This window comes from Pseudomaricurvus hydrocarbonicus (genome assembly GCF_011602365.1).
Classification (GTDB): domain Bacteria; phylum Pseudomonadota; class Gammaproteobacteria; order Pseudomonadales; family Cellvibrionaceae; genus Pseudomaricurvus; species Pseudomaricurvus hydrocarbonicus.
Window position 1 is genome coordinate 1 of record NZ_JAAONZ010000005.1, and the last position, 19,030, is coordinate 19,030.

The window sequence follows — 19,030 nt, forward strand, 5'->3', positions numbered from 1 at the left end:
GAATTTCTCGACGAGGTGTCGGCCATCCCTGAAGGCGACGGTACACTGCTGGACAATTGTCTGATCCTGGCACACTCGGACTGCTCGATTGCCCAGGCCCATGCGGTTGAGGGGATTCCCACCATGATCGCGGGCAACGCCGGCGGTAAAATTCGCACCGGTTTTCACCTGGCGGGCAACGCCGACCCCATCAGTCGTATCGGTTTGACCGTACAGCAGGCCATGGGGGTACAGGTTGATCGCTGGGGCGCGCTGTCGATGGAGACCAACCGGACCATATCGGACGTGTTAACTTAATCCCGGCTTTCGGTGGCGGGCAGTACAGCGGGTTGCCGCCATCCGATCAGTGTATAACGATCTTTGACTTCGGCTGCCTTGGAAAACGGGTGGCCAGTGGTCATGGCGAAACGCGCACTCTGTCTCCAGCTGCTTTACAGCTACAAAGGCATTTTCAACGTACAATCCAGCAGCTCAAAAAAAGACTCACTGCCTAATCGTAGAGGCTGCCAGTATGGGTTGTAACCGCATTAAGTATTTGGCCCGCAATTGCTTGATTTCTTCTATGGCTGATAGTCGTTCAATGTCGTTCATAGGAACTCTCATCCGGGTGAAAACGCACTCGCGCACCGAAGCGCATGGAATGTTGAGCGCGCTTGACGATTGAAAGACCATAAATTGAAAACCCCCAAATTGAAAGACCCGCGACCTCAAGCTGGAAGCGTGGTTCACCCTAAATTTCAGAGATCTCATGCCTGGTGTAATCCAGCTCTATAAAGTCTTCAACCTCGGTATTCCATCGGTTTTCAACAAACGCAACGTGTTCTGGATGCCGGTTATAAGCGTCATAATCCTGGTCTGAGTCAAACACCATGGAAAAACCAAATTCAAAGGGGTTTTTTCGTCCTGTCTGTTTGTAGCACTCGAAATTTTTGACCATGGGTAAATTAGCCAGTGCCATTCCGGCTTCAAGGAATTCACGCTCTTCCCGAGAGCCGGTTTTGTGTTTTGTCTTAAACGCAACAGTGTGAAGGATCATTGCCATAGCGCAGCGCCTGTTATAAGAAGATTGTATTGAATGAATTGTCCATGAGCGGAGAATATGTGCCTAACTTACAGGCCGCCTTTTTGTAAGGTCAACCTGGACGAGTTCTCCTCTCGATGGTGCCCTTTAAGGTGTCCTTGAAGGTGCCCTTAACGAATGACCACCGCAGGCTCGGTCAGGCCCCGTTGATCCACGGTTACGCTAAACACCTGGCCGGCAAGAGGTTGACGGCTCAGGGCATCCGGCGATAAATCCTGTGTGGCCGTGGCGATGTACAGCGTTTGCAGGTCTGGACCTCCGAACGCGGGGCAGGTGACATGCTCTGCGGGTAACGGGATGGTACTGATCAGCACACCCTGCGGGTTGTAGCAGGCAACCCGGGAAGCCCCCCATTGGGCGTTCCACAGGTTGCCGCTCGCATCAGTGACACAACCATCCGGATAGACGCCCGCTTTGCCGCCATCGATAAAGACCGTGGCTTCACCCAGAGGCCAGCCGTGATCCGCGTCGAGTGGCTGCTGCCAGATCATGGCCTGCTCGGTATCGGCAAAGTAGGTGTATTGTCGGTCAGGTGAGAAGCAGATGGCGTTGGGGATGGTGAGCTGGCTGATCAGTTGCCGCAGCTCGCCCCGGTAATAGCGATAAATGGCACCGGCTTTGGCTTGGGCTGATTTGCCCATGGTGCCAATCCAGAAGCCGCCCCAGGGGTCCGCGCGGCCATCGTTGGAGCGCGTGGCGGGGTTGTCGGCTTCCAGAGCACACAGCGTTTCCAAGTCCCCGGTTTCCACGTCAAAAAGACTCAGGGCCGAGGCGCTGGCAATCAGCAGGCGTTGGTCATCGACCCAGCCGGCGGCCGAGACATGTTCATCAAACTGCCAGCTGAGAGGTTCACCCTGTTGTGACCGAGACATCAGGCGCATGCCCACGATGTCAAACCAAAACAGTTGTTGTCTGCCGGGGTGCCACAACACCCCCTCACCCAGGGTACAGCGGCGATCGTCAAAAATGGTGGCTGTGGTCATGTTCCGGTTTCCGTGTGGAGTGTGTTAAACCCTAAACGCCCGCGCAGTTTACACAGTGATCACGCTCACAAGGTTATTGCAGATCTTCAGGCAGCAGGCTTACCGGAATATCCTGATAACACACCGGGCGCAGGAAGCGGCGGATCGCCATAGTGCCGACCGACGTTGCCCCGAAGTTGGTAGACGCCGGGTAGGGACCGCCATGTACCATGGTGTCACAAACTTCAACACCCGTCGGAAATGCATTAGCCAGTATACGGCCGGCTTTTCGTTCCAGCAGGGGTAGCAGGACTTTACCGTGCTCGCGGTCATCCTCCTCCAATTGCAGAGTGCAGGTCAGTTGGCCTTGCATTTTACGCGCAATGGCTTGCATCTCTTCAAAGTCAGCGACTTCCACGACCAGACCGGCCGGGCCAAAGATTTCTTCGCTCAGTTCTTCGTGCGCCAGCCAGTTGGCACCACTGGTAATAAACAGAGTCGGGGTGGCGTCGCGTTGTACACTGCCACCCGATAATTTGGATTCCACCCCGCCGACCGAACGCAGTTGATTTACGCCTTTGTCGTAGGCTTCAGCAATACCGTCGGTGAGCATGGTTTGAGTGGCTACGGCAGACAAAGCCTGGTGTGCAGCGTCAATGAAAGTCTGGCTGTCTGGGCTTTTGATGATCACAGCAATGCCGGGGTTGGTACAGAATTGTCCGGCGCCCAGGGTCAACGAGCCGGCCCAGCCCGCGCCGATGACCGCAGCGCGCGAGCTGGCCGCTCGCGGCAGAATAAACATTGGGTTGACCGAGCCCAGTTCACCGAAGAACGGAATCGGCTCGGGACGTTGGGCGCACAAATCAAACAGCGCGCGACCACCGCCTAGACTGCCGGTAAACCCCACCGCTTTAATATTGGGATGTTGCACCAGGGCCGTACCCGCATCGCGGTTACCGCCCTGAACAAAGGAGAACACCCCCGGGTGCAAGTTGCAGGCTTTAATCGCAGCATCAATGGCCTGGGCGACCAGTTCACCGGTGCCGGGGTGGGCCGAGTGGCCTTTTACCACCACTGGACAGCCGGCGGCCAGCGCCGACGCCGTATCACCACCGGCTACCGAGAAGGCCAGGGGAAAGTTGGACGCACCGAACACCGCCACTGGGCCAAGCGGGCGCTGCATCAAGCGCAGATCGGCACGCGGCAAAGGTTCACGCTTGGGCAACGCCGGATCGTGGCGGACGTCCAGGTAATTTCCGGATTCAATATGACGGGCAAACATCCGCAGTTGTCCCACGGTGCGACCGCGCTCGCCGTTCAGACGCACTTCAGGTAAGGCGGTTTCCTGGCAGCCGATCTCGGTAATCTGTTCGGCGCGCGCTTCAATCTCGTCGGCGATACGATCCAGAAAGGCGGCGCGCTCTGCGCGCCGGGTTTGGCTGAATGACGCAAAAGCGGCCTCGGCCGCTTCAGCGGCTTTGGCGATGTCGGTGGCGGTGCCGGCCGCGAACGTGTGGGCCGGACCGGTGGCCGGTGACGATACAAAGGTGGACGTGCCATCAACCCACGCCCCCGCAATCAGATGTTTACCTGTCAACATAACCAAAACTCCTAAAGGGGATCAGTGACTGTCTTTGGGGACGGGAGCCCCACGACAGCCCCGTAAAAAATCAAAATCGGCGCCGGTATCGGCCCCCTGCACATGGTCGTGGTAGAGCCGGGCATAACCACTGACCGGCGCCGTGACGGGGCAATTCCACTCTGCCAGGCGTTGTTGCAGCTCTTGCTCAGGAATGTCCAGGTGCAAGCGGCGGTTGGCCACGTCGAGCTCGATCATGTCGCCATTGCGAACCACGGCCAGCGGTCCGCCGGCGGCCGCTTCCGGCGTGGTGTGCAGGACGACCGTGCCGTAAGCGGTACCGGACATGCGTGCATCAGAAATGCGCACCATATCGGTAATGCCTTTGCGCAGCACCTTGGGCGGCAAGCCCATGTTTCCGACCTCCGCCATGCCGGGGTAGCCTTTGGGGCCGCAATTTTTCAACACCAGCACGCAGCTCTCATCAACGTCGAGGTTGTCATCGTTGATCTTCGCTTTGTAATCGTCGATGTCTTCGAAGACGACGGCGCGGCCTCGGTGTTGCAGCAATTCCGGTGTCGCCGCTGAGGGCTTGAGCACAGAGCCATTAGGGGACAGGTTGCCTTTGAGCACCACAATGCCGCCACTTGCGGTGAGGGCCTTGTCGACGGGTCGGATGACATCGTCATTCCAGTTCTTAACGTCTTGGACTTCTTCCCAGATGGACACCCCGGACGCCGTGATCGCATCGCGGTGCAATTTGCCCGCTTCACTCAGCATCTTGATCACCACCGGCAAGCCGCCGGCGTAGAAAAATTCTTCCATCAGGTATTTGCCGGAGGGCATAAGGTTGACGAGGGTGGGGATGTCGCGACCGAGTCGATCCCAATCGTCCAGGGATAAATCGACACCGACACGCCCGGCGATGGCCAACAGGTGCACGACGGCATTGGTGGAGCCACCGATGGCGCCGTTCACCCGAATGGCGTTTTCAAACGCGTCTTTGGTCAAAATGTCAGACGGTTTCAGGTCGTCTTTGACCATATCCACAATCCGCCGGCCGGTCAGGTGTGCCACCACCCGCCGGCGGCTGTCCACCGCAGGAATCGCCGCATTGCCCGACAGTGCCATCCCCAGGGCTTCGGCCATGCTGGCCATGGTGCTGGCGGTGCCCATGGTGTTGCAGGAGCCCGGCGAGCGCGACATCGCTTGCTCGGCCTCCAGAAAATCCTCCTGAGTCATGTTGCCGGCTTTGATGTCTTCCGACATTTGCCACAGCGCGGTGCCCGAGCCGATGCGTTCGCCGCGAAACCAGCCGTTGAGCATTGGGCCGCCGGACACCACAATCGCAGGAATGTCGACACTGGCCGCACCCATCAGCAGCGCCGGAGTGGTTTTATCGCAACCGGCCAACAGCACCACGCCGTCGAGTGGGTTGGCGCGCAACGATTCTTCCACATCCATCGCACACAGGTTGCGATACATCATGGCGGTGGGACGCAGTGAACTTTCACCGGGCGAAAAAACGGGAAACTCCAGCGGCAGGCCACCGGCTTCGTAAATGCCGTGCTTCACCCGTTCCGCCAGATCCCGCAAGTGCGCGTTGCAGGGCGTCAATTGGGACCAGGTGTTACAGATGCCGATCACCGGACGACCATCAAACAGATCGTTGGGCAAGCCCTGATTTTTCATCCAGCTGCGGTGATAAATGTGATCGCGACTGGTGCCGCCATACCATTCGGTGGAGCGCAATTTGCGCGGCCATGCTTTGGGGATAAATTTTTTTTCGCCGCTCATAGCGGTTTTATCGTCCTGGCTCACGGCTGTTTTATCGCTCTGGCTCATGGCTATTTACCCCAGCGCAGAGCCAGAATGTCGAGATCGCGAGCCAGTTGCAGCAGACGTTCTTTGGTTCGTGGCGACATGGGGTGTTGTGGATGACGGACAAAATCGCTCTTGATCACGCCGCCTTCCATAAACACGGTTTTACAGGCGCGCAGGCCGCACTGGCGGTTTTCGTGATTGATCAGCGGCAGGCAGCGGGTCCATTGCGACAGCGCCTTGTCTTTTTCGCCGGCCAGATAGTGCGTCACAATTGGACGAATCTGCTCGGGGAAGGTGCCGGAGGTCATGGTGCCAATGGCACCGGCATCCAGGTCGGCCAGCAGGGTGACGGCTTCTTCGCCATCAAAGGGGCCGACAATGTGCTCGCCACCGGCGGCAATCAGGGTCTCCAGTTTGTCGGCGGCAAACGGACACTCAAGTTTGAAATGACTGACGTGCTCAATTTCCTTTGCCATTTTTACCAGCAGGGGCACGGACAGGTTGATGCCACTCAAGGGCGCATCCTGCACCATAATCGGAATGTTGACGGCATTACTGACCGCTTCGAAGTGCTGGTAAATGCCCTCTTCGGTGGCTTTCAGCAGCGCGCCGTGATACGGCGGCATCATCATCAACATGGATGCCCCCATCGCTTCGGCTTCTTTGGCGCGCTGCACAGCAATATCGGTGCTGAAATGGCTGATGGTAACAATGATGGGTTTGCGCCCGGCGTTGTGTTCCAGCGACACACGGGTCATCAACGCGCGTTCTGCGTCGGTCAGCACAAATTGTTCGGAGTAGTTGGCCAGAATACAAATGGCATCGACGCCCTGATCAATCATGCAGTCGATGACCCGGCGCATGCCGGGTTCGTCCACACGACCGTCGGCCAGGAACGGGGTGGGGGCAACAGGGAGAATGCCGGTCAGGCGCTTGTTCATAGTCGGTACCAGTAAGTCTCAGGTGAGTATCGGTGTGTGCTTAAAATTCAAAACGGTCGGTGCTGTGATGCCGGGCGAGCATAAAGGCGTCGGCCACCAGCTGCAGGGGAGTAAAGTCGCAATCACTGGCGCGTTCCTGCACCAGACTGTGCATGCGTTGGTAGAGACGCGGGTATTCGTCACTCAGGGTGTTGCCGTTTGTGACCGGCGATTTTATTAACGGCGCTCTTATTAACGGTGCTGGCAGAGGTTCACCATTAATCGAGACCGCGGCACCGCCGTCGGTAAGCTGCAGCTCGCCGGCGTCGGTGGTGATGCGGATTTCCCAGATCTGTTCGCCTTCCTGGCGCCAGTCAAAACAGGCGCTGCCGACAGCGCCGCTGGCGGTAGCCATGGTGACCCTGGCGCCGATGGGGGTGTGGCGGTTACTTGGGGTTTCCAGCTCGGCGCTGATAACCCGCACCCCGACCGGCAGAATTTTGGTTAAGATCGACAGGGCGTTTATGCCGGGGTCGAATACGCCCATGCCGCCCGGTTGCCAGATCCACTCCTGGCCGGCGTGCCAGCGGCGCACGTCTTCCTTCCAGGTAATGTCGAAGCCCTTGATCTGTTTGTCGGACAACCACTGCTGACACTGATCAAGCACTGCGGCTTCGCGGGAGTGCCAGGTGGCGAACAACGTCAGCCCGGATTGTGCGGCAAGTTGCTCGAGTTGACGGCATTCGCTCACAGTGGCGCCGGGGGGTTTTTCCAGCATGATATGACGGCCGGCCTGCAGCGCCTTGGAGGCAATCTCAAAGCGGGGGGCCGGGGGCATGCAAAGCGACAGCACGGGAATATCCGGACGCGCCGCCAGCAGTTCCTCAACGTTGTGAAAATTTTCTATGCCGGCTACTGCGGTGGATCTTGAGACCGTGGCGGCCAATTGCCACTGGGCAGATTGCTGAAGGGCAGGGATATGGTGCGATCGGGCAATCTCACCCAGGCCGAGTAGAGCGATTGGTGTGGTCATCGGTAAGAATTCATCCTGCGGGGGTTAATATCACAATAGCGGATACTCAGTGTCCTGACATGGGGGAAGCCACCATCCCCCGTAACGCCTGAATTGTCATCGAGATTACGGGCTGAAGGTATAGCAATCAAATTCATTTTCAGTATGTTTGCATACCGAAAAATACATATTGCCGTGACGCAAGATCGACTCTTGACAGGCATGCATTTCTCTCGTTTAATCCCAACGCTACCTACCAATTGGTTGGTAGGTAATGTAGTGGGTAATGAAATAGATAATGAAGTTGCCCAAATCTGAGGAAAACCCCGATATGACCAAAGCGACGCCCCGCACCCGCTCCAATCCTGAGGAAAAGCGACGTCTTATCCTGGATGAAGCCATTCGAATTATTGGCGAATGCGGATACAACAGTTTCAGCATCCGGGCCCTGGCGACTCGTTGTAATCTGACTAATGCCGGTCTGTTGCATTATTTTGGTTCCAAAGAGGCGCTCCTTGTGGCCCTGCTGGAAGATCGTGATCGTCGGGAGACGGAAGAAGTCTCACATCTGTTCGATAACCCGCAGTTACCGGTTACGCGCAACAGCGCAGAGCACATGAAAATGGCACTGCGGGAAGTGGTGCTGCGCAACAGCCAGCAGCCCGAGCTGGTGAAGCTCTCGGTGCTGCTCAGTGCTGAGAGCCTGACTGCCGGTCATCCTGCGCACGCTTACTTCGCCGCCAGAGAAGCGGCCACACTGACCCGGTTCGCAGCCCCGCTGACCGGCAGCTTTGCCGATCCGCAATCCAAGGCAAAGCAGATACTGGCGGCGATCTATGGGCTGGAGATTCAGTGGCTGCGCAGCGACTGCGGCTTTGATCTGGTAGCCGAGTGGAACCAGCTTCTTGATTTGCTGTTGCCAGACGAGCTTATAAACGGTTGAACTCACAAGCGGATGAACTCATAAGCTAACACTGCCCGGAATCACATAATGATAAAAAAAATCCTGCGTTGGACCCTCTACCTGTCGGTGTCACTTGCCGTGCTGGTGGCTCTCGTTATAGCCGGTTTTACCCATGTGGTGCGCCAGGGGTTGGTGCCACCCGCCGATCCCGCCGGCCAGCCCAGTATTGCCAGTTATGCCATCGGTGAGCCGGAGCCACAGGGCGAGGGTGCGGCGCACCTGGTGGGTCTTTTCTCCTGGGAGGCTATTGCGACTCCGCCAAAATCCGCGCGCCCGTGGACCCGCTGGTGGTGGCCGGGTGGTGCCGTCGATCCTGCCGTCCTGCAACAACAGTTGGAACAACTGGATGCCGCCAACTTCGGCGGCGCTGAAATCCAGGCGTCGGCGATGGGTATTGCGGCGGTCACCGACGAGTCCGCGCTGACGGCTGTCTACAGTTTTGATACGCCGTCGTTCTACCACAAGCTCGACAGCCTCATGCAAACGGTGGAGGAGCTGGGCTGGCAAGTGGATCTGACCCACCTCAGTGGCTGGCCGCCGGGCGGACCACAGATAAATCTGGAGGATAGCCTGACGGAATTGGCCTATGGCGAAACTTCGGTGGTGGTCAAACCAGACGGCACCGCTCTGGAGCTGGCGTTGCCCGAGCCTGCGCCCCCGGCGAATAAATATGCCCTGGCCGCGTTTGAGCCCTTCATGGGGGATTTTGTGAATTTTGCTGCGAATCATGCGCAGCTGTTGAGCGTACTGGCGGTGCAGAAAACAGGTGGTCAGCACGCCTGGAACCCATTAAATCTGAATGATACCGAAACCCTGGATGCGGCCACCGCCGTGGTGCTGACCGACAAGGTGCGTGACGGCAAGTTGCATTGGCAGGCCCCCGCCGGCGAGTGGGCCATCATCGCCAGCTACCTGCTGCCCTCCGGTGAGGTACCGATCAACGGCGCGCAATCGCCCAAGGGGTATGTGGTCGATCATCTGCGTCAGCCGCAGGTACGCGGTCATTATGAATATGCGTTCGGTCAGCGCACGGGATTGCCAAAGCACTATGGCAAGGGGGTGCGCGGATTTTTTAACGACAGCCTGGAGTTTCGTCTCAATCGCATGAGTTCGCCTGACATCCTGACCGAATTCAAATCCCGTCGCGGTTATGATTTGGCGCCGCTACTGCCGGCCATTTATGTCACTGGCGCGGATGATCTCTACTTCAGCGAGGTGTTTGGCGTCCACGCGGCCCCCGAATTCCGTCTCACGGATATGGATGACCGCATCCGCTACGATTACAGCCGTACCCTTTCGGATTTGATGATCGAGCGCTTTATCGCCACCTCGGCCAACTGGGCCGAAGCGCGAGGCCTGATCTCCCGCGGGCAGAGTTACGGGGTGGATCTCGACATGCTGCGGGCGATGGGGGCCAATACCATTCCAGAGACGGAACAACTGCAGGGGGGAGGGTCCAATCTTTCCCTCAAAATGGCATCTTCGGCAGCGGCCTTGTATGGCAAGCCGTTGGTGAGCGCGGAGTCTTTCGTCTGGCGCGGTTACGACTACAGCAGCACAGCCCGCAAGCTCAAGGCGGCGGCGGACAAGCTGCTGCTGGCGGGTATCAACCACATTGTCTATCACGGTACGCCCTATCCCTGGAGCGGCGGCGAACCCGGTCCGTTTGGCCCGGAGGGCTGGTCGCCCTTTAGTGGTGTCGAGAATCCCGGCCATTTCTCCAGCATTGTGTCTCCCGCCAACACCTCTCTATGGCCCGATATTGGCCAGCTCAATCAGTACATGGCCCGCAGCCAGAACCTGCTGCGACAGGGCAGCAGCAGTGTGGATGTGCTGATTTACTACCCGTTTCTTGGTTATCGCTCGGGCGAAGAGAACACCCATGAACCCCTGGTCAATGGCGAACTCCCCGATTATGACGCCACAACCCTGGCCGATGACCCGCTGGCACAAATGCGCGAGCCGGTGAAGAAACTGGTGCAGGCGCCCCCACACCAGGAGGATGTACGCGCTCGGTGGCTGGCTGAGCTGCAGCCTCTCACTGCGGAGCTGGAGCGCCGTGGACTCAGTTGGGGATGGGTCAATGCCCATGCCATCGACAGTGAACTGCTGGACAGCGGTCAATTAACCGCCTCCGGCGGTCGTTATCAGAGCATCCTGTTTGCCAATGTCGAGGCCATGGAGGACAGCACATTGGCTCGGGTAGGGGAACTCTCTGCGCAGGGGACACAGATCCTGTTCTTTGGTCGTTTACCCAGCCGGCAACCGGGCTTTAAAGATGCCGAGCGTGGTGATGCGCAAGTACGTCAGCGAGTTACGAACCTGTTTGCCACAGGTCAGGCGCGGCTGATGGACAATCCGGAAACCGTGGTCACCCGCGTCGCCAGCCGTACGGTTGCGCCTTTAACGCAAGCTCCAACCGCAGGCATCCGCAGCTATGCCCGCATGCTCGGCCACGACGAGTGGATTTACTTTTTTGCCAATCAATCGGCGCAGGCGGAAACCGTCTCACTCACACTGCCGGCGGATACCGAGGCCTGGTGGTTTGACGCACTGCAGGGCACCGCCTGGCCGGTGCAACCTAACAATAAGCAATCACAGAACCAACAGCTGCAACTGGGCTTGCGAGGCTACAGCAGTCGCTTTTTGATCCTGGGGCAGCCTATGCCGCAAAACCAGCAGGTCCATGTCGCTGTCGAGGAACTAACAAACCGGGGTGAGCTGCTGCAAGTGTTGGATCAGTGGCAGTTGCAGGTGGGTGATAAGACGCTGGAACTACAGACGCTGCAGGACTGGCGCAACATTCCCGAATTAACGTACAGCGACGCGCCGGGCATCTATCAACACAGTTTTACCTTGCCTGAGACGGCCGCCACCGACAGTTACCTGTTGGACCTGGGACTGGTGTTTGGCTCGGCCAAGGTTGCGGTCAATGGCAAGGCGATGGCCCGGGCGAGTATCCCGCCATTTGTTGTCGATATCACGTCTGCACTGCAACCCGGTGATAACACTATTGAGGTGGAAGTGTTGCCACCGCTGGTCAACGGTTTCATTGCCAAAGCCAGAGCGCAGGATCCTCGCTACCAACATATGGCGCGTGCAGATGGCAGTGCTTTTGGTGCGGGTTTACCAGGCCCTGTTCGGTTGTTCAGAACCGAAGTCAATCAATAATAAATATCAAGGTCATTGCAGATGGCCTTGAATCTGATAAACGCAACAGTAAAGCGCGGGATAACATGATGACAAGAACACTTTTTCTCGAAGACTGGCAATTGCAGCGCGGTGATGACGGGCAGGTTGTACCCGTGCGCCTGCCTCACGATGCCATGATCGGCGAGGCCCGCTCGGCGGATGCCGCTACCGGCAATCACGGCGGTTATTTCCCCGGTGGGGTCTATCGCTACAGCAAACAGTGGCAGGTGCCTGCGGATGCCGATAGCAATGAATATCGCCTGTTTTTTGAGGGCGTGTACGGTCATACCAAAGTCAGTGTGGACGGTCACGAAGTGGCCGCCTGCATCAGCGGTTATCGCGCTTTTTACGCCTCGCTGAAGGGCTGCGTCCCAGGCCAGGTGGTGACCATCGAAGTGCTGGTCGATAACAGTCAGGCACCCAACACCCGCTGGTACTCTGGTTCCGGCATCAATCGTCCGGTGTGGCTGGATGTCAGAAGCCCTGTGCATATTGCCGATGATGGTATTCACCTGGTGACCCGCTCGCTGTCGCCCAAGGCGGTGGTGGATGTGGCTGTTCACGTCGAAGGGGCCACTGGCAATTGCATGGCTCACATCAGATTTGCGAATGAGGATGGGCAGGTGGCCAGTGCCGAATTGGACGTTGTCGAGGGTGTGGCCAAAGGCACTGTGGATATCCCTAATGTGCAGCCCTGGTCTGCGGAAACTCCTTACCTGTACGCTGTGACGGTGCAGATCAAACAGTCTGGCGAGCTGGTGGATGAAGAGACCTTCCGCACTGGGCTGCGCACAATTGAAGTGGATGCCGAACACGGTCTGCGCATTAACGGCGTACCGGTATTGCTCCGCGGTGCCTGTGTCCACAGCGATAACGGCCTACTGGGTACCGTCAGCTTGCCAGCGGCGGAATATCGCCGCGCGCGCATTTTAAAAGAGAGTGGCTATAACGCCATACGTGCGTCCCACAACCCATTCCAGTCCAGCTTTCTGGATGCCTGTGATGAGCTTGGCCTGTATGTGATGGATGAACTCACCGATGTGTGGTTTAAGCACAAAACCAAATACGACAATGCCGAACAGTTTGATGAAGTCTGGCCAGCGGATGCCAGCGCCATGATTGCCGGCGATCGCAACCGGCCCGCGGTCATCATGTATTCCATTGGCAACGAAATCAGCGAAACCGCGACGGCAGAGGGTGTCGAAGCGGCCGCGAAAATCCACGATTTCTTTAAGCACTCAGACCCGACCAGGCCAACGACCCTGGCGGTGAATCTGCTGTTAAACCTTATGGCCAGTAAAGGCTCCTCACCGTTTGAAAAAGAAAAATACGCCGGCGAGAGCGATCCGAAAAAAGCAGAGAGCAAAAAAAAGGAAGCAACCAGTACCGCCGCCAATATGGTCACGGCAAAGTTGGGAATGATCATGGGCCTGATTTCCAGATTGCCCGCAGCCGACCGCGTCAGTCGCGATGTGTTCGCCACCGTTGATATTGCCGGCTACAACTACGCCTACGGTCGCTACAAGGGTGATCGCAAAAAATACCCACAGCGCGTGATCATGGGTTCCGAATCCATGCCTGGTGATTTGCCGGCGATTTGGCAGCGCGTCACTTCCGTGCCCGGTGTTATCGGGGATTTTATGTGGACCGGCTGGGATTATCTGGGTGAGTCAGGCATTGGCAGCTGGTCTTACGGTGAGGAACCCGGCGGTATCAATAAACCCTTTCCGGCGTTGCTTGCAGGTTGTGGTGCTATCGACATTACCGGTGTGCCGGGCGCACCGACGTTACTGGCCAAGGCCGTCTGGGGCTTGTTGGATGCGCCTGCCATTGCTGTACGTCCCTTGATGCACAACGGTAAACGCACCAACAAAACGCCCTGGCGCTCTACGGATGCGGTTGTCAGCTGGGCCTGGCAAGGTGTCACCGGCAAGGCCATCATTGAGGTTTATTCCTGTGATGACAAGGTCGAATTGTGGTTGAACGGCCGCTCACTGGGGAGAAAAAAGGCGGGCGTGAAGGCGGGTTTTGTCACGCGCTTCTGTGTACCTTATGAGGCCGGCGAGCTGATGGCTGTGGGTTATCGCAAGGGGCGGGAAAGCGGCCGTTCAAGTCTTCGCTCGGCGGACAAGGTACAGCTGCAATTGCGTGCCGAAAAAACCACGCTGGAGGGCTTGGATGATCTGGCCTATATCGCCATTGAGCTTGCAGACAATCAGGGTGTGGTTGAGTCCATGATCGGTGACAGGCTGTCCATTTCTGTTGCGGGAGCAGGCGAATTAATGGGCTTTGGCAGTGCCAATCCCACAGCCGTTGATACTTACACCGGTACAGTATGTTCTACCTATCTGGGCCGGGCCCAGGCGATTGTGCGCGGCACAGAAGCGGGTGAGGTGACAATCACAGTGCGCAGTGAGCGTCATGGTGACGCACAGCTAACGCTGAAAGTTAGCCTGGGCCGTTAAGCAAGTCCATAAGATTCTCGAACATCCAAAAGTTCTATCCGCACGCCACGTCTGCGAAGACTGGCGTGGCGTCGTAAAGGGCTGAATACCTGAATAAACAATAACAGTGAGGTTTTACATGTCTAATGAAACAACCGCAACACACGCACAACCGGCTATGACACCATTGATCGCACTGGCAACCGTGATTGGGGTTGTCGTGGTCATTGCGGTGTTTCTGGCAGTTTGTCATGTTCTGGGGATCACCGAGTACTGGGCGGGGTTCTTGTTTGTTTTGTACTGGGGGATGATCGAAAAAGTCGAAGTCAGTCGCTTACCGGCAACAATTGTCGGCGGGGTCGTGGGTTTGTTACTGGGCTTTGCCACGCCGTTGCTGACAGGTGTGATGGGTGAGGCTGCCGGCCTGGTATTTCTGGTGATTGTTCTGGTGGTGATATTCTGCATGCTGATGGGCTGGTTAAAAATAGCCATCAACGCCATGACCATGATTTTTCTGACGGTAGCAACGATACCGGCCGTTGCCGAGCAGGTTGCGCCGTTCAATGCTATGGCTGGGTTCGCTACTGGCGTGGTTTTCTTTGCCGGTTTTATCTGCGCGGGTAAAGCACTGAAGGCACGCAAGCAGCGCGTGGTGTAACCGTTTAATTATGGAAAACTTCCGGGAGCGGGCACTGTCATCATGAAGGGCAACGCGATGTTGTGGGCTCTGAATGTCAGTATCCTATCGTTGCATGCGGTGTGTACTGTTGCGAGCGAGTCGGAAAAATACAGAAAGATCTTATTGAGTATGTGGCCCCTGAATCGCAGCTGGCACAATATCTTGATCCAGCTATTACCGCTGCTGTTAAGCGGATATTGGGGGGAGATCATGTTCAGTAAGAAGTCGGATAATGGTAATCGTAATTCGGTGGCTGAGGGATGAGTAAACGGATAACGGGATCTGCTTGTTGATTTTTCCTGACGGTGCAGACCTTAACTTAACCCTCCATTATGACAAGTTGGGTGCGTTATGAATTTAGGTGCGGCTCGAAAATTAAAACTCAATCAACTGTGTCTGATTGAGGCAATCTCTGAGTACCGGCAAATCGGTCTGGCTGCGGATGCCGTGGGGGTCACTCAGCCGGCTGCTTCGCGTATGCTTGCTGAAATCGAAGCGCTATTCGAAGCAAAACTATTTGTTCGTCATGCCAAAGGTGTTGAGCCTACCGTAGCCGGAAAAGCCCTGGCGTCACGTGCCAAGGTTATTTTACTGAACATCCGTGATCTCTTTTCCGAGATCAATGAGTTGAGTGCAGGGCGAGGGGGAGCAGTATCCATTGGCGCGGTGACGGGCGCAGCCCTCGGTATTGTCATGCCGGCGATCGAGATGCTTAAAACGTCGACACCCAATGTCAATGTGCAGATCCATGTCGAAAATAGCCCTATTTTACTTAAATATCTGCAGGAGGGCGTCTGTGATCTTATCCTTGCCCGGCTGTCTTCGGATATCGATATCAACGAATTGGAGGTCATGCAGGCCAAGTCGGAGTCCGTTGATCTTCTGGTCCGTGAAGGACACCCGCTTGCCACCGAGTCAAACATTGCGCTTGCTGACCTGACTGCCTACGAGTGGGTTTCACAGACGCTGCCGGTCCCCATCAGGAAAGCGGTCGACATGGTGTTTATCGAAGCGGGACTCGCACCGCCGGATAAAACCATGACCACGACGTCCCTGCTGCTTATGATTGCCAGGCTAAGCGCGTCAGACGCTATCGCGCCTGTTGCTTCGGAGGTGGCGGATTTGCTGTTAAGTGAGCAGGTTGGTGCGCGGTTTAAGTCTTTGGCACTCCTTGTGCCGATTCAAGTGTCTCCCTACTTTTTGATTTCACTGAAAGATCGGGTGTTATCCCCTGCAGCTCAGGCACTGAAGTCGGTTATTGTGAAACAGATTTCGGATGCTGTTGCTGGATGATCCGGAGGCCGGGCAGATTTATAACATTTTTGATATGCGCGCATTCCAATTGGGAATTTGAAATTGATCGGGGCAGAGAATAGTCTTCACAGCAATCGACATAGACAGATAAAACCGTCGAGCACCGGAAACCAAAATAATCATAAAACGACAGGGCTTACCCATGAAATTCAAAAAAAATAGACTGGCACGATGCATACAAAGCCACTCGGGAAAATTTCTCTGTTCACCACCCACAGTACTTTTTCTGAGCTCTCTGGCAGCAATTGGATCGGCTGCCTCAGTGCCAGTGTTTGCAGCCGATGAAGGGTTAACTCTGGCCCTTGAGGAAATCGTGGTCACTGCTCGCCGGAAAGATGAAAGCCTGCAGGACGTGCCTTTAACGGTCAATGTGGTGACCGCCGACGCCTTGGATGATCTCAATATTCGCAAGTTTGAAGACCTGGAGGGTGTCGTTGCCGGATTGTCACTGGCGGAAGATAATATCGGGCCCAGCGCTTCGATGCGGGGAGTGGACTTTAATACCTACGCCAGCGGTTTTAATTCGACGGTGGAGTTTTATCTGAACGATGCGCCAATCGTGTCTCTGGCCGTCATGCAAGCCATGTTTGATGTCGGGCAAATTGAAGTGCTCAGGGGCCCCCAGGGAACTTTGCGTGGTCGGGCATCACCTTCGGGGTCAATCACCATCACGGCTAAAAAGCCTCAGCTTGAAGAGTTTGGGGGCTACGTTGATGTTACCGGTACCGATCATAGCGGGTATAATGTGCGCGCAGCCGTGAATGTTCCGGTGATTGAAGACAAGTTGGCATTTCGATTTGCCGGCTTCCAGGAAAGCAACGATGCTAACGACGTTAAGAGCATAACCAGCGGTGAAGACTCCGATTATAAGGGCACTGGTTGGCGAGCCTCAATGCTGTTTCAGCCAACGGAAGACCTCACCATCAATCTGATGCATCAGCAAATGAATCCTAAGCGGACCACGGTTTCGCAAGTGGAATCCGCATATTTGGCAGATAGCGCCATCACACCATCCGGAACGCTCATCAAAGCGGAAGATCGAAAAGGGGTGATGGATCGCGCTACCAGCGTTGAGCATGAATTTGTGAGAACGGGCCTGGAGGTTGGTTGGGTCGTCGGGGATTTTAGTCTGAACTACGCCGGTGCAATTAACGCTATCGATTTTGATCTGCACGGCAGTCAGGATCCAACGGATGCCTTTGATACCTATTATGACCTTAGCCAGCCTTTGTCTACCTACACGGATGACAGCAGTCACGAGATCCGCTTCGCCTCTGAAGAGCCGCTGTTTGACGGTTTAATGGATTTTATTGTTGGTGGTTTCTACCAGCATATTGAGACCGGAAGCGATCTCACCAACCCAACGGTTATTGTTCCGTCATATATTTATACCTCGAACATTGAGCGTCGTGGCGAGTCAGAAGAACAATCGTTGTTTGCCAATGCCACCTTTTATCTGGGTGAAGATACCGAGTTTTCAGTGGGTGGCCGCCACATTAACTACCAAACCGACAGCTCACTCAACGTGATTGGTTCTCTTTATACGGAGAGTGACAACGAGTGGTCTGAAGATATTTACAGCGCCTCGTTGAAGCACCAGTTTACTGACGGTTTGATGGCGTATGTGACCTATGGTTCATCCTTCCGCCCAGGCGTGGAAGTGGTCGGTGTTTTCACGCCCACGGACGCCGCGATGGACGGTTATCTCAGTTTGCCCCCGGAAACGTCCGATTCCTATGAGGTCGGTTTTAAATCCTCCTGGCTAAACAATACCTTGCGGGTCAATACTGCCGCCTACTATCAGGAGTTTGATAACTATCCGTACCGCACACCTTCCGGAGTCTGGTATGTGGCGGGAGCGGGCGTCAGCAGCTTCAATTTCGTGGCGCCGGTCCCGGTCGAGGTTACCGGTGTTGAGGTGGAGACATTCTACCAAATCAGTGACAGCTGGGACGTGAGTGCGCTGATCAGCTGGTCGGAGGGCAAGATCCAGAACGGTCAAATTCCCTGTAACGACCCCTATAATGGCTCAGTACCTTCTGCGGCTGACATTCTTGCCGCATCAGGAGGGGATCAAATTGCCAGTTGCACAGCCAGCATTCGGTCTAACACCAGTCCACAGCTGACCGCGACATTGATGTCTGAGTACAGCTTCCCGGTGGCCGATTTCGACGGCTATGTGCGAGGCATGCTGACCCACTATGGTGACTCTCAAAGTGATCCCACCAACGCAATAGACGATGTGGATGCGTACGAGATGGTTAACTTTTATGCCGGTTTGCGCGAGGGCGAGGGCAAGTGGGAAGTGATGTTCTATGGTAAAAATATCTTTAACACGGAGCGTGTCTTGAGCCGAGGACCTTCTGCGGGTGTTGTACCTGTCCAGTTTGGTGCTGATCTGGTTTCGGATTATCGCGAAATAACCATGACCGCAGCACGTGAATTTGGTGTGAATGTCCGCTACAACTTTTGAGTATAGATTGGAGTAAGGCTCATAATTGATAATCTCTGAGGTTTGTGGGCCTTATTTAATGAAGTGTTCAACGTGTAAGTTTTCTCTTCCCAGTGTTCATGTCATATTTCTTTGCAGGCATGATGTTTGGCGAACAATTGAGTTCGCCATTTTTTTATCATCGATTCATATATCGATAACGAAGTGATCGTCTGCCAAATAGGTATCCACGCTATCTTGTCGGGTAAAACGTTTGGTTTGGCGTTAATTTTCCGTCAGAAATTCTATTGGGTGTTTAGCAGACTATCAGTCATTTTTTTGATTAGTGATGGCCGGATGTTGTCTTTAGTATTGTTGTCATGAAAAATTCGTAAAGTCATAGGTTTGGCGCTACTGGTATTTCTGATATACCAGGTTGGGTTCAGTGTTTATCAAATTTTTTTGAATCTGTTGCAACTGCTTCTGCCGCAGGATCGTCAAATTAACGGTATCACCATGACATTGCTGTTGTTGGAAACCAAACCCGGCAAGTGGAAGCTTCTGTGCTATAACAATGAAGATGCACTCTGGGGGGCGGGATAAGTTGCTTTAAGTATCAGGCCTCTCT

The 19,030-nt window shown here is 55.5% G+C and carries 12 protein-coding genes and 1 pseudogene; 7 read left to right on the plus strand and 6 right to left on the minus strand.

The window, feature by feature from the left end; translation table 11 throughout:
- Positions 1–297, plus strand: a pseudogene (locus G8770_RS08710) (DUF1552 domain-containing protein); the annotation flags it as partial.
- 433 nt (positions 298–730) lie between these two features.
- Here G8770_RS08710 and G8770_RS08715 read toward each other — a convergent pair.
- The 6 genes from G8770_RS08715 to G8770_RS08740 form a co-directional block, all read right to left on the minus strand.
- Positions 731–1,042: a Dabb family protein gene (locus G8770_RS08715; protein ID WP_208022148.1), complete on the minus strand. Its 312-nt coding sequence runs from the start codon at positions 1,040–1,042 to the stop codon at positions 731–733.
- A gap of 149 nt (positions 1,043–1,191) precedes the next feature.
- The gene (locus G8770_RS08720; RefSeq protein ID WP_167184924.1) at positions 1,192–2,064 is read right to left on the minus strand and encodes an SMP-30/gluconolactonase/LRE family protein; all 873 of its coding nucleotides are present in this window, start codon (positions 2,062–2,064) and stop codon (positions 1,192–1,194) included.
- Positions 2,065–2,137: 73 nt separating this feature from the next.
- Entirely contained in the window at positions 2,138–3,643 is a 1,506-nt protein-coding gene (locus tag G8770_RS08725) for an aldehyde dehydrogenase (NADP(+)) (RefSeq protein WP_167184927.1), read from the minus strand.
- A 21-nt stretch (positions 3,644–3,664) separates the two neighbouring features.
- Entirely contained in the window at positions 3,665–5,467 is a 1,803-nt protein-coding gene (gene araD, locus G8770_RS08730; RefSeq protein ID WP_243760374.1) for an L-arabinonate dehydratase, read from the minus strand.
- A gap of 2 nt (positions 5,468–5,469) precedes the next feature.
- Complete coding sequence (locus G8770_RS08735; protein WP_167184929.1) at positions 5,470–6,387, minus strand: dihydrodipicolinate synthase family protein; 918 nt, start codon at positions 6,385–6,387, stop codon at positions 5,470–5,472.
- A gap of 40 nt (positions 6,388–6,427) precedes the next feature.
- Positions 6,428–7,399: a Gfo/Idh/MocA family protein gene (locus G8770_RS08740; RefSeq protein WP_167184932.1), complete on the minus strand. Its 972-nt coding sequence runs from the start codon at positions 7,397–7,399 to the stop codon at positions 6,428–6,430.
- A gap of 277 nt (positions 7,400–7,676) precedes the next feature.
- Between G8770_RS08740 and G8770_RS08745 the strand changes: the two genes are divergently transcribed.
- The 6 genes from G8770_RS08745 to G8770_RS08770 all read left to right on the plus strand — a co-directional run bounded on the left by G8770_RS08745 (position 7,677) and on the right by G8770_RS08770 (position 18,444).
- Positions 7,677–8,321, plus strand: a complete 645-nt coding sequence (locus G8770_RS08745) for a TetR/AcrR family transcriptional regulator (protein WP_167184935.1) — start codon at positions 7,677–7,679, stop codon at positions 8,319–8,321.
- Positions 8,322–8,369: 48 nt separating this feature from the next.
- Positions 8,370–11,513, plus strand: coding sequence for a glycosyl hydrolase (locus tag G8770_RS08750; RefSeq protein ID WP_167184938.1), 3,144 nt, complete (start codon positions 8,370–8,372; stop codon positions 11,511–11,513).
- Positions 11,514–11,581: 68 nt separating this feature from the next.
- Positions 11,582–13,999 (plus strand): glycoside hydrolase family 2 TIM barrel-domain containing protein, encoded by a 2,418-nt coding sequence (locus G8770_RS08755; protein ID WP_167184941.1) that lies wholly within the window; start codon positions 11,582–11,584, stop codon positions 13,997–13,999.
- 118 nt (positions 14,000–14,117) lie between these two features.
- A complete protein-coding gene (locus G8770_RS08760) occupies positions 14,118–14,636 on the plus strand; it encodes a hypothetical protein (protein WP_167184943.1) in 519 nt (172 codons plus the stop codon).
- Positions 14,637–15,008: 372 nt separating this feature from the next.
- Positions 15,009–15,950, plus strand: coding sequence for a LysR family transcriptional regulator (locus tag G8770_RS08765; protein WP_167184946.1), 942 nt, complete (start codon positions 15,009–15,011; stop codon positions 15,948–15,950).
- A 283-nt stretch (positions 15,951–16,233) separates the two neighbouring features.
- Entirely contained in the window at positions 16,234–18,444 is a 2,211-nt protein-coding gene (locus G8770_RS08770) for a TonB-dependent receptor domain-containing protein (protein WP_167184949.1), read from the plus strand.
- Positions 18,445–19,030: the final 586 nt, after the last annotated feature.